Consider the following 12,685-nt stretch of genomic DNA (forward strand, 5'->3'; position numbering starts at 1 on the left):
TGTTTATCCATTCGTGGTTACAAACGACAAAAGGAACCACGAATGGACACGAATAAACACGAATTATTACTGAAAAAACCATAAGAGAATGTCCTTGTGGTTGCTTTGAGGTAATTGATGTTTTCCGTGTCCTTCCGTGTTTTCCGTGGTAGCAAACTACATGAGTATTGTGGCAATGTATTGTTTCTGCTTATCGATCCATCTGGAGCAGGGTCTGTTCTCATGCTCCTGGTAAACCACGGAAAACACGGAATATTAGAGCGTAAAACGCTTAACCCCGACTTTCGAATGACTCCCAAAGTTGATTCATAATCCTGATGCACTGTACGGCTTAACTTCGGATACAAACGTTTTCGTTTAATGTGTTATCCCTGTTCGTGAAAATTCGTGTCTATTCGTGGTTACAAATTGCAAAAGGAACCACGGATAAACACGAATTAGTACTCATTCGTAATCGCCAAAAAAAAAGCTCTCCACGCAGTTACGTTCTATGGTCAATACAAAATGTAAATGGTGTAAATGGTTACTAAAGAATTGTGAATTTATCTTTCAATGCCCGCCGGGTTGATAGCATAAACCTACCGCAATATTCATATCATCAAAAACTAATTCGAGATCAGCCAGGGCAGCATGTGCCGCCTCAATGTCTCCTTTCTCATATTTATTTTGCATATCATGAGCAATAATATGTATTTTATTATGAGCTTGTTCAACTCTTTGCATACCTGCTTTGTCAAATAATTGATCTTGATTTTCTCGATGGATCCAGCTGCCACAGTGACATTGCTGAGTATCAAGAATAGGTCAGGGGATGACGTTATCTGGTGATGATACTACCTTTCTTGTGATTTTCACTTTCCACTGAGCAGTAATAATTCTGAATATCGCCAGACTATTTTCTTTATCATTAAGATGCTTATTACCACAAAGACGCCATTCCTGATTAGGAATATAGGTGCTTAGCCACTGAGATAAGGCAGCAGCCGGCATCGGTTTAGCTATTTGATAACCCTGAGCTTCTTCACAGCCCATTAATAATAGCATTAGACCGTGTTCAGTAGTTTCAACGCCTTCAGCGATAACATTACGGTTGAATGACTTCGTTAAAGCAATGACCCCATCAATAATTGAGTAGTCACTTGGATCATCCAGCATGTCCTGGACAAAACTTTTGTCTATCTTAATGGTGCTGACAGGTAAGTTTCTTAAATGAGTTAACGATGAGTATCCTGTACCAAAATCATCCAGCGAAAAACTGACTCCTAAGCGTTTTTGGCAATTCTCAATAGTATGGTTAATTGTGTTGATATCTCCTAAGGCGGAACTTTCCAATATTTCTAATTGTAAATATTTAGCATTCGCAGAAGGATACTTCTCCAGGCTTTTTTCAAGATCTATCACAAAAGAGGACGAGAGGAGATGATTTGATGAGATATTGACACTCACTTCAAGCTTGACACCTTGTTGTTGCCAAACATCAAGCTGCCGCAGCGCCTCATTTATAACCCATTGCCCAACTTTTATCTCTAATGGTGTTCCTTCAATAAATGGCAAAAATTTGAGTGGGGGAATGATTCCTTTTTCAGGATGGATCCAACGTATTAACGCTTCAACTCCAAACACATCACCCGTGATCATATTAACTTTTGGCTGATAATACAGTTGAAATTCATGCTGATCTAAGGCTTGTTCAATCTCCCCTCGTTGATGGTTATTCCTAATAATGCGCTGATCGGAATCCGGGTTATATAATTGGAAACGATTCTTCCCCAGCAATTTGGATTGATACATTGCCCGATCGGCGTGACGCAGTAGGGTGTCTATATCTCCATCATCTGATGGGTATAAGGTCACACCACTGGAGGCGGTTACATTATGTTGAACATCATCTAAAAAATAAGGTAGCGCTAACGCTTGATGAATCCGATTTATGGTTTTTTCATATTGTGAATCTGATTCAATGTCATTAAGTAATATGGCAAACTCATCCCCCCCCTGGCGCGACACCGTATCTTCTTTTCTAATACAGGCGGTGATGCGCTTTGCCACTTCAATTAATAAGCGATCTCCAGTTTCATGACCATAGTTGTCATTCACGGGTTTGAAATCATCTAAATCAAGGAAACACACCGCGAATTGATGACCTGTACGCATACTGTGGATAATGGATTGATGAAAACGGTTTATAAATAAAACACGATTAGGCAGTTTGGTGAGGACATCATAGTGAGCTATCAGATTGAGTTGATCTTGTTGCTGTTTACTTTTCGTAATATCGGAAAACATACCAACATAATGAGTTACTTTATCCTGATCATTTTTTAATGATGATATGTTAAGCGATTCAGCATAAAGTGAACCTTGCCTGGTCCTGTTCCATACTTCGCCTTGCCAGTATCCTTGTTCCGTGACTGTTTGCCACATATCGGCATAAAACTGAGGGCTTTGTTTGCCTGATTTTAATATACTTAAAGGTTTGCCAACACTGTCTTCGAGACTATAACCTGTTATTTGACTGAATGCTGGATTAACATCCACTATTAGCTGTTCAGAGTTCGTAATGACAATTCCTTCATGGGTATCACTAAATACTCTGGATGATAGTTTTAGCTTTTCTTGTTCATTTTTTTGTTCAGTAATATCTTGGGCAAAACCAGATACCTTGAAAGTTTTATCAACACTATTCATCTCTAGTTTTCCACGACATTCTATCCAGCGTTTCTGCCCGTCGTTTGGTCTAGTTATTTGATAGAAAATATGGTGCTCATATCCCGTGGAAAAACTTTTTTTTATGGATGTCGTAAAAGTTTGAAAATCGCTTCTATTCATAACCTTACATAATGTTTCTGGTCCCGTTTTAGATCCTTTATCGGTTCCAAATAAAGCATACATTTGATCAGACCAGAATGCTGTTTTCTGATCTTCCTGCAACTCCCAATAACCTATCTTTGCATAACTTTGTGCCGCGTTTAATCTTGACTCACTTTCTTTAAGTTGTGTCAAAGATTCTTTATATTTGGTGATATCTCTGGCAACACCTAATATCCCGATTAAGTTACCATTATTATCCAACATAGGTGTTTTTATCGCTTCAACAAACTCACTGTGATTGTCGTCTGCAAAAGGAAGTAATTCTTCATAAGCAGTGGTTTTACCCGAAATCAATACGTGCTGATCATTTTTGTGGAAATAATCAGCACGTTCTTTGTCTATAAAGTCATAATCTGTCTTGCCTATAATTTCATTTTCTGGAGAGTTATACATTCGTGCAAATTTGGCATTGCAGGCAAGATAAACACCTTTTTTATCTTTTAACCAAATTAGATCTGGTACGGTATCTAACAATGTTTTTATCAGTGCCTGACTTGATGATAACTGTTCATTGAGAGCATACTCTTCGGTGACATCTCTAAAGACAAATACTACTCCATTAATGTTACCCGCAGGATTGCGGGCAGGGGCACCAGAGATTGATATCTGGTATTTCGTGTCATCTTTAGCAATAAGCATGGTGTGATGAGATAATCCCGCAATCGAACCTGTTTCAAGGACCATTTTCACCGGATTATTGACCGGTTCAAGTGTGTGTGCATGAACAGTATTAAGGACCCTGGTTAAAGGTTGTCCTAACGCTTGATCAGATGTCCATCCTGTAAGCTGGATGGCAATTTTGTTTATGTAGGTAACCGCACCCTCTGTATCTGTTACAATGACAGCATCACCGATAGATTTTAGCGCAATACGGAGACTTTCTTCTTGTTTATGTAACTCCAGTATCTGTTTGTTTATCCTGGCGTTGTAGCGCAGCAATAATCCTCCTGTAATAGCCCCTGATATAATGACAAAAATCATTAGTAATTGTTGCATACGTTTAGACTTTTGTATATCTTTAATGATGAATTTCTCCAAGGAGTTTTGAACATCATCAATAGCAATGTTAAATTCTATAAAGTTCTGGCCAAATTGTTGATCGATCTCAGAACCAATACCGGATGTTGATTGTGCATCCCATCGTTGTTGAGCAATATGACGGAATTTTTGAAGATCGACTATTGTTTTCTTAATTTGGAGTTGTAATTGGGGCGCAACCAGGGCGAGGAGTGTTCCTTTCTCATTTTTGACTCCATCAAGCATTGCCTGTGCATACCATTCTGACTTTTCAAGATGATTCCATATCGTCTCGATATCAACAGTTCGATCACCACTCATAACCTTTTCAAACCACAAATGAGCGGTGGTCGCTTCAATCTCAATTTCCATGGCAGCAGTAACTAAAGGAAAGTAGCGTACTGCAATATCGCGTCCGGTGCGGAATGAAGAGTAAACAATCGCCATGATCAGCAACGCTACAGATATGAAAAAAAAGAGTATTTTACGAGAGTTATATTTCATTAAATGCATCCATATTTAATAGAAAGAAATATTTTTTTTACTGTAACGAAGAAGATGGGCGAAAAAATGGTTATTTAAGGTACCCTTTATTTAGGATTACTGAGAGTTGGCATTCTTAAGGAACTGGAGCAGTGTCGTGACTGTCAGCTGCCTCGGTGCAATTATGTCAGAATGACCAGAAAACTCCCAATCATCACCATTCCCTTGATAATCATAGTAAAAAGTAATTTTCACATATTGATATTGGTCCAGGAGGTTCAAGTAGTTCAATTTTGTAGTGACAGCATAGCCACTGCCATTATCTTTAGAACTTACCAGGATTGCATTGCGATACACTAATTCTCCAAAAATACCTGCCAGGGGATACGCTGTCTGTAAAATATATCCAGACTCTCTTTCTGTTATGTACATTGATTTTAAGGTTACTGCATCCTTCATCGTGTCTTCTGCCTGAGCAACTCTTGTACAAAGAGGGGAAAGTATACAAACCATTAAAATTACGTTCAAAATCTTCATATCTTTATCCCTGGTAAGGTTGTGCCAGCTTTTTTTGGGCAGGTTGCCTGACAATCTCTCTGATATTATTTCTATTAAATTATGCCCCGTTTAAGGAGGCCCAATTTCGGTTACGGTTGCACCGTATCGTTACGTTTACCGTCACCGTGTAGACAAGGCATGCCTTGTCTCTACAACACCATTGCTGGAATCACTGTTGTGCCAATTTTTCACCAATGATGTGTAAGGTCACCGTTATCACCCCGTGGTGACAATGTGGCGTGTATGTTTCGCGGGTTATCGGTGTTCCGTATTTGGTTACGGTTGCACCGTATCGTTGCGTTTACCGTCACCGTGTAGACAAGGCATGCCTTGTCTCTACATCATCGCTGGAATCACTGTTGTGCCAATTTTTCACTGATGATGTGTAAGGTCACCGTTATCACCCCGTGGTGACAATGTGGCGTGTATGTTTCGCGGGTTATCGGTGTTCCGTATTCGGTTACCGGTTGCACCGTTATTGTTACGTTTACCGGTATCGTGTAGACAAGGCATGCCTTGTCTCTACATCATCGCTGGAATCACTGTTGTGGCGATATTTTACCAATGATGTGTAAGGTTACCGTTATTACCCCGTGGTGACAATGTGGCGTGTATGTTTCGCGGGTTATCGGTATTCCGTATTCGGTTACCGGTTGCACCGTTATTGTTACGTTTACCGTCACCGTGTAGACAAGGCATGCCTTGTCTCTACATCATCGTTGGAATCACTGTTGTGGCGATATTTCACCAATGATGATGTAAGGTCACTGTTATCACCATTGCGATCACTTTTACATCCTGTTTATCCATTCGTAATCGCAAAAAGAGCTGTCCATGCAGTCGCGCTCTCTGCTCAATACAAAATGTAAATGGTATAAAATGAAAAACAATCGACGAACTCTCTCTGTACGACTCCCTGCGGGCTGCCTGCCGCCACGGCTTGCCGCCGTAGCGGCGGAACTGGCAGAACGCTTTTCCCTGCGTCTCTATCTGCAGGCTTCCCAGGATTTGCGTGTTGCGGAGATTTGTGAAGAGGATTTTGAGACGGTGAAGAGTCTCCTCGCCGGGGCGGGGGCAGAATTCGCCAGTAAAGGAACCTTTCCCAAACCTCGAATCTGCGCCGGCAGCCGCTACTGCCGCCGTGGACAGTTTGATACCGAGGCCTTCAGCACGGCGCTGCTGGAGCATTTCGGGGACCGTGAGGTGAAACCCAAACTCAAACTGGCCATTGCCGGCTGCCCGCGTAACTGCTCCAATCCGAAGCTGGCGGATATCGGCATTGTGGCCGGAGTCCACGGCTTTGAGGTGTATGTCGGCGGACGGGCGGGGGCACATCCTGTGGCCGGGCAGAAGATTGCTGCGGGGGTATCACAGCAAGAGGTTTTTACACTCCTTGATACCCTGCTTGCCTTCCATAATGGCAGAACGGAGAAGAGGGTGCGCATGTATCAGTTGATAAAAGATGAGGCTTTTCCCTTTCCCGTTTTGTAACTTTTCAGGGAGAAAGGAGGCGGGAGACAGGAGACAGGAAAAAGCAGGGCAACACAACCTGATGACATCCGTTGTGGGATGAAACCAATTACATTTTTTACTGACCCAAAAACACGACAGGACAAACAGGGTGATACATTAATTTCATTGCAGAAACGTCTGTTGTGAGATGAGCCACCTGTTGTGCTGAAGACGCCCAAATTGGGCGTCTCTACAAAAAACTTTTGCTTTTTCCGTCCCTGCCTTTGAATCTGCCAATACAAAATGGAAATGGTAGCAATTCTCTGTTTAATTTTAAAATCTCTTTTTAAAGTTTTTTGCCTTTATTCGCATATTTAGAGCTTTCCTTTGGCAAAAATTTTTTCGCTGTTCCGTCTTTTGCCTTTCCCTGTCTCCTTTCTCCTTTCTCCCTTCTCCTGTCTCCCTTTTTCTACCTCTTTTCGTTGACCATGAAGTAGAGCACCGGCACTGCCATGCGGCTGATCAACAGTGAAGCGATCTCTCCAAACATCAGCGATATGGCAAGCCCCTGGAATATCGGGTCAGCGAGAATCACCGAAGCTCCCACGACGACCGCAAGTGCTGTCAGCAGCATTGGTCGGAAACGAATAGCCCCGGCATCGACCACTGCCTGTGCGAGGGGGTAGCCCTCGGCCACCCGCAGTTCAATGAAATCCACGAGAATAATCGAGTTTCGTACCACGATTCCCGCTCCGGCCATGAAACCGATCATCGAGGTAGCGGTGAAAAATGCACCCAGAGCCCAGTGCGCGGGCAGGATTCCGATCAGTGAGAAGGGAATCGCCGCCATGACCACCAGCGGGGTGATATAGCTCTTGAACCAGCCCGCCATCAGGGCATAGATGAGAAGCATCACCACCGCGAAAGCGATACCAAGGTCGCGGAAAACCTCAAGGGTTATATGCCACTCCCCGTCCCATTTAATCGCCGGTTGTATCTGGGTTTCCGGCTGATGCAGATTCCACAGCCTGATGCCGCTCTCACCGCTGCCGCCGAAGTCTTTCCTCTGCAGCTTCTGTAACTCCTGGTTCATGGCAAAAATGGCATACACCGGGCTCTCCACACTGCCCGCCACATCACCGGTGACATAGATCAGCGGTTTGAGATTCTTGCGATAGAGGGGCTGTGCGACGGGAACACTGGTTACCTTCACCAGCTCCCGCAGAGAAACCAGCGCTGCGGCAGGATCGTTTTGCGGTCGCAGGGAGATATTAAGCAGGGAATCTACCCGTGCGCGCAGGGCGTCGGGCAGTTCCAGTACCATGTTGACATCCTCTTTTTCCCCGGGGAGATGGAAGAGGTCGAAACTGATGCCCTGTACGGAGAGCGCCAGCGTCTGCACAATCTGCTCTTCGCTGATGCCGCTGCGGGCTGCCTTCTCTGCATCGATCGTCAGCACTTCGCGCAGGCGGGGGTTCTGCTGAATCCAGTCTACATCAACCACCCCTTCCGTATTCTGAAAAATATCCTTCACCTTCGCTGCGAGTTTACGGCGCTCGGCGGCGTCCGGCCCGTAGATTTCCGCAACCAGTGTCTGCATTACCGGCGGGCCGGGGGGTACCTCGGCGACGGCAATGGTCGCACCATATTTCCGGGCAATTTCCGTCAGATTCGGACGTACCCGCCGGGCGATGTCATGGCTCTGCAGCGAGCGCTCTCCCTTCGGCGGCAGATGAACTTCAATGTCGGCCATTGTCGGCCCCTGACGCATGAAATAGTGGCGCACGAGACCGTTAAAGTTATAGGGCGCGGCGGTGCCGATATAAAGCTGGCAACTGGTCACCACCGGATCGCGGCGCACCTCTTCTGCCATCTCCATAGTCGCCCGGGCTGTCTGCTCAAGGGTGGAGCCTTCCGGCATGTCAATCACCACCTGAAACTCACTCTTGTTGTCAAAGGGGAGCATCTTCACCTTCACCGTTCCCGTCAGCACCATGGCACAGGCGCCGAGCAGCAGGGCAATGATGATGACAAAAAAGGCAATCTGCCAGCGTACATGGGCCAGCAGCGGCTCCATCAGCCAGTGGTAGAAGCGGGTGAACCAGTCGGTGGGGACAGCGTCATGATCGGTGCTGCCATTGCCGGGTTTTCCACTGTGCCTTTTGATGAGACGGATTGCCGCCCACGGAGTGATGGTGAAGGCGATGATCAGCGAGAAGAGCATGGCGGCGGAAGAGCCAATGGGAATAGGCCGCATATAGGGCCCCATCAGTCCGCCGACAAAGGCCATCGGCAGGATGGCGGCGATAACTGCCCAGGTGGCGAGAATGGTGGGATTCCCCACCTCGGCCACGGCTTCCACCACGAGTTCGGTGGTGGTGCGTGTTTCACTGCCTGGCAGGCGGTAGTGACGGACGATGTTTTCCACCACCACAATGGCGTCATCTACGAGAATTCCGATGGAGAAGATCAGCGCAAAGAGCGTTATACGGTTGAGGGTGTAGCCGTAAAGGTAGAAGATGAGCAGGGTGAGTGCCAGGGTAGTGGGGACAGCAAGGAGAATAACCAGCGACTCCCGCCAGCCGAGGAAAATGAGAATCAATATGGCCACACCGAAGACGGCAATGCCCATGTGCAGCAGCAGCTCGTTGGATTTCTCTGCCGCTGTTTCCCCGTAGTCCCGGGTTACCTCAATCTGTACGTCATCCGGCAGGAGCAGGCTGCGCAGTGCATCGACGCGGGCGAGTATCTCGCGGGTGACAGAGACCGCGTTGGCCCCCGGACGTTTGGCGATGGAGAGGGTAATCGCTGCCTGCGGGCCGCTGCCGTCTTTATCGAGGTGAAGGACGTAGTTGCGTGGCGCGGCGGGACCGTCAATAACCTTGGCCACATCGCCGAGATAGACAGGTCGGCCCTTGTCTACGCCGACGACGATTGCTTGTACATCGGCCACGCTCTGCAGAAAGGTCCCGGTTTGGAGCTGAACCTCTTTGTTGAGAGATTTCAACTCGCCGGTCAGGGACTGACGGTTGGCCGCCTGGATAACGGGAATGAGCTGTGTGGCATCAATTCTGCGGGCGGCCAGGCGCAGCGGGTCGAAGTGGATGGTGAGTTGACGGCGGTCTCCGCCGATGATCTTCGTCTCCGCCACGTTGGTGATGTTCTTGATCTCATCGTCAAGCTGGGCGGCGATACGGCGCAGAGTATAGGGATCACTGTGGCTGCTGTGAAGCGTAAGGGCGAGGACGGGGACATCATCGATGCTGTGCGGTTTCACCAGTGGGCGGGAGACTCCCGGCGGGATGCGGTCAAAGTTACTGGTGAGTTTTTCCTGCAGGTGAACAATGGCGTCCTCCATCTTCTCGCCAACATAAAAACGCACCACCAGCAGGGACTGCTCCTCGCTGGAGGTGGAGTAGATATATTCCACGCCCGGCAGCTCGTAGAGCAGTTTCTCCATGGGGATGGTGAGACGCTGTTCCACTTCTTTTGGAGATGCGCCGGGCTGGCTGACCATCACGTCGATCATCGGCACCTTGATCTGCGGTTCCTCTTCCCTTGGCAGCAGGACAATGGCGAAGATGCCAAGGAGCAGCGAGGCGATTATGGCCAGCGGGGTGATTTTGCTGGTGATGGCGGCGGCCGCAAGGGAACCGGCAAAACCTTTACTGTGGTACGGTTTCTTCACAGGATTTTCACTGTCCATCGCGCACTCCCTGAGCTTGAGAAGAAACTTCAGCCTGTGTGGCTGTCATCAGTTCGATTGGCTGACCGTTGTGCAGGCGGATGGGGCTCAGCAGGACCTTTTCTCCGGCGTCCAGCCCGCTGAGAATTTCCAGCAGCATCTCGCCGTTACGGTTAATGGTGGTGCCAATCCGCACAATGCGCATCACCGCGTGCCCGCCGGTCAACACAAAAACCCGCTCAAGCTGTCCATACCGCTGCAGAGCGGCTTCCGGAACGAAGATACTCTGCAGGTTTTCCCCTCGATCGGCAAGGGTCGTCAGCGGCAGCCGGATGCGGGCAAACATGCCGCTGGAGAGGCGGATATGGGCGGTGTCCTGTGGATCAAGGCTGAGTGTGGCGGGAGCGGTGCGGGAAGCGGGATTCACGGCAGGGGAGATTTCACTGACGGTGCCTTTCAGGGTGATGTCGGCGGAGGGAATCTCCACCGGCAGGACCTCACCGACGTGAATACCGTCGAGCAGGGTCTCCGGGATGTCGGCCACGACTTCCAGTCGGGTGAGATCTTCCAGGCGGACAAGGGACTGACCGGGAGTGGCGAGATCACCGGTATTGGCCGGCTTTGCACTGATGATACCACTGAAGGGGGCACGGATACGGGTAAAGCTCAGGCTGGTGTTCGCCTGGTTCACTCTGGCTCTGGCAATGGCAACCGTATCTTTGAGATTTTTCACGTTCTCTGGAGTGGCGGCGTTTCTGGAGAGCAGCCGGGATTCACGGGAGAGGTTCCGCTGAGCCTGGGCGAGGGAGACCTCGGCTTCACGCAGGCGCGCTTTCGGACTGCTCTGATCCAGTTCCACGAGGATTTCCCCTTTTTCAACTCTCTGTCCAAGTTTTACGGGGATGGCGAGAATATTCCCTGAAGTCTGCGCAGAGATGTCGGCGCGGGTGACCGCTTCCACGGTGCCGGAGACCTCAAGACTGTGAGGAGCGGGAGCCTTGACAGCAGCCACTGCAATCGCCTGCACGAGGGGCAGCTGCTCGCGGGGTTGCGTCTCTTCCGCGTTGTGGGAGCAGGCCGTAAGGAAAAGAAAAAGTATGGAGACGGAGAGAAAATATTTTTTCATGGTTTTAGAGGGGTTAATTTTCAGCTTTCGGGGCTTCGGATGTGTCAAACTGGCCATATCCGGCGGCGCGGCGCAGGTTGGCCAGCGCGACAATCTTTTCGGCATTGGCGGTGAGCCGACGGGCGCGGGCCTCAGAGAGGTACATTTCATAGTCAATGAGATCGGAGGCAAGAACTGTTCCCTCCTTAAACTGAATGCGGCTCAAACGGGCGGCTTCTGCCGCAGCCTCTTCAGCTTTTTGTGTTACAGAAAGGCGTCTGACCGCTTTGTCAAGATTGAGGCGTGCCCGTTCCAGTTCAAGATTGAGATTCAGCACCAGTCTCTTTTTCCGGGCGGTTATTTCACGCACTTTCGACTGTGCGGCGGCTATGGCGGCATTGGTGCTGTAGCCGTCGAAGAGGGCGTAGTTCATCTTTACCCCGGCAGTCCATGAATCCCCGTTGCCGTCGAGTTCCGGGCCATATTGCACTTCATAGTTTCCGAAGGCGTCCACCGTTGGTTTTTTGCCCCCGGCAGCGACATCGAGTTGCGCACGGGCCTGTTCCTCCTGCGCCTCAATCTGGCGGTAGAGCTGCCGACGGGTGATGTCGAGGGTTGGCGGCGGCTGCAGTCCTTCGACACTTTCCCTGAGGCTTATCTTCTGGTTGGAGAGACCAAGCAGGGTGAGGAAACGCTGGCGGGCGAGGGCGAGGGTGTTCTCTGCAGCGATCAGGCTGGCCCCGGCCTGCGCCTCTTCGGCCTGAAGGGCAAGCAGCTCGCGCTTGAGCAGGTCGCCGGAGGCCCAGCGTTCCTGTGCCACCTGGCGGGAGGAGGCAATGGCCTGCTGTGCGTCGTATCGAACCTGCAGCATCTGTTGCGCTTCGAGGATTGCCTCGTAGCCCTTTACCACCTCAAAAGCGAGAAGCTGATGTACCTCAACACGGTTGGCCCTCGCCATGGAGACCCCTGCCCCGGCGGCACGGTTGCTGGCGGTATCGCGGCCGCCGTTATAGATGCGGTACTGCGTCTGCGCGGTAAGGCTGAGGGCATCAGTGCGGCCGGGATCGTTGAAATCAATGGAGTTGTCGAAGGCCCCCTGATTGAGGATATTGCCGAAGGAGTACATCGCGTTGCTGGTCATGGAGTACTCGCTGCTGAGACTGACCAGCGGGTAGTCGGCTGCGGCAGCCATTTTCGCCATGGCCTCGGCGGCGGCTGTCTGCTGCAGAGCAATCTCTGTCTCCGGGCTGTTGCCAAGGGCAAAGTTGACGGCTTCCTCCGCGCTCCAGTGTGCGGGAATTATTTGCTGTGGAAGTTGCGAGTCGGTGGTCGCTGCGGCTTGTGTGAAAAATGCCAGGCTCAGCAGCAGGGCAGGGGGCAGGAGCTTTTTTTTCATCATATCTCCAGAAAGTGCTGATATTTAATTAAACTGTTAAATACACTCTTTCGTATGGCTTGTTTTCTATTATGTCAAGAAGTGATGAAAAAGTCGCGATAATTCGAGGAGGGGAGAA

General features: G+C 49.1%; 8 protein-coding genes. 1 reads left to right on the forward strand and 7 read right to left on the reverse strand.

Features of this window, described 5'->3' with window-relative positions; translation table 11 throughout:
* Nucleotides 1-549: 549 nt before the first annotated feature.
* The 4 genes from JWG39_RS09235 to JWG39_RS09250 form a co-directional block, all read right to left on the reverse strand.
* On the reverse strand, nt 550-723 hold the full coding sequence (locus JWG39_RS09235; protein ID WP_205219108.1) for a hypothetical protein: 174 nt from the start codon (nt 721-723) through the stop codon (nt 550-552).
* Nucleotides 724-804: 81 nt separating this feature from the next.
* Nucleotides 805-4,392: a sensor domain-containing protein gene (locus JWG39_RS09240; RefSeq protein WP_205219109.1), complete on the reverse strand. Its 3,588-nt coding sequence runs from the start codon at nt 4,390-4,392 to the stop codon at nt 805-807.
* 96 nt (nt 4,393-4,488) lie between these two features.
* Nucleotides 4,489-4,908, reverse strand: a complete 420-nt coding sequence (locus tag JWG39_RS09245; RefSeq protein WP_205219110.1) for a hypothetical protein — start codon at nt 4,906-4,908, stop codon at nt 4,489-4,491.
* A 393-nt stretch (nt 4,909-5,301) separates the two neighbouring features.
* A complete protein-coding gene (locus JWG39_RS09250) occupies nt 5,302-5,442 on the reverse strand; it encodes a hypothetical protein (protein ID WP_205219111.1) in 141 nt (46 codons plus the stop codon).
* Between the two features lie 321 nt (nt 5,443-5,763).
* Here JWG39_RS09250 and JWG39_RS09255 point away from each other — a divergent pair, with 321 nt between their 5' ends.
* The gene (locus JWG39_RS09255) at nt 5,764-6,420 is read left to right on the forward strand and encodes a nitrite/sulfite reductase domain-containing protein (protein ID WP_205219112.1); all 657 of its coding nucleotides are present in this window, start codon (nt 5,764-5,766) and stop codon (nt 6,418-6,420) included.
* A 430-nt stretch (nt 6,421-6,850) separates the two neighbouring features.
* Here the strand turns inward: JWG39_RS09255 and JWG39_RS09260 are convergent, their stop codons facing one another.
* The 3 genes from JWG39_RS09260 to JWG39_RS09270 are packed head-to-tail and all read right to left on the reverse strand — an operon-like array spanning nt 6,851 to nt 12,570.
* The gene (locus JWG39_RS09260) at nt 6,851-10,087 is read right to left on the reverse strand and encodes an efflux RND transporter permease subunit (RefSeq protein WP_205219113.1); all 3,237 of its coding nucleotides are present in this window, start codon (nt 10,085-10,087) and stop codon (nt 6,851-6,853) included.
* Nucleotides 10,077-11,249, reverse strand: a complete 1,173-nt coding sequence (locus tag JWG39_RS09265) for an efflux RND transporter periplasmic adaptor subunit (protein ID WP_205219114.1) — start codon at nt 11,247-11,249, stop codon at nt 10,077-10,079. Before JWG39_RS09265 ends, JWG39_RS09260 begins: the two co-directional genes overlap by 11 nt.
* Complete coding sequence (locus JWG39_RS09270; protein WP_205219115.1) at nt 11,206-12,570, reverse strand: TolC family protein; 1,365 nt, start codon at nt 12,568-12,570, stop codon at nt 11,206-11,208. The genes JWG39_RS09265 and JWG39_RS09270 overlap by 44 nt, the downstream gene beginning before the upstream one ends.
* Nucleotides 12,571-12,685 lie beyond the last annotated feature (115 nt).

The sequence above is a fragment of the Desulforhopalus vacuolatus genome, from assembly GCF_016918505.1.
In the GTDB taxonomy this organism is placed as follows: domain Bacteria; phylum Desulfobacterota; class Desulfobulbia; order Desulfobulbales; family Desulfocapsaceae; genus Desulforhopalus; species Desulforhopalus vacuolatus.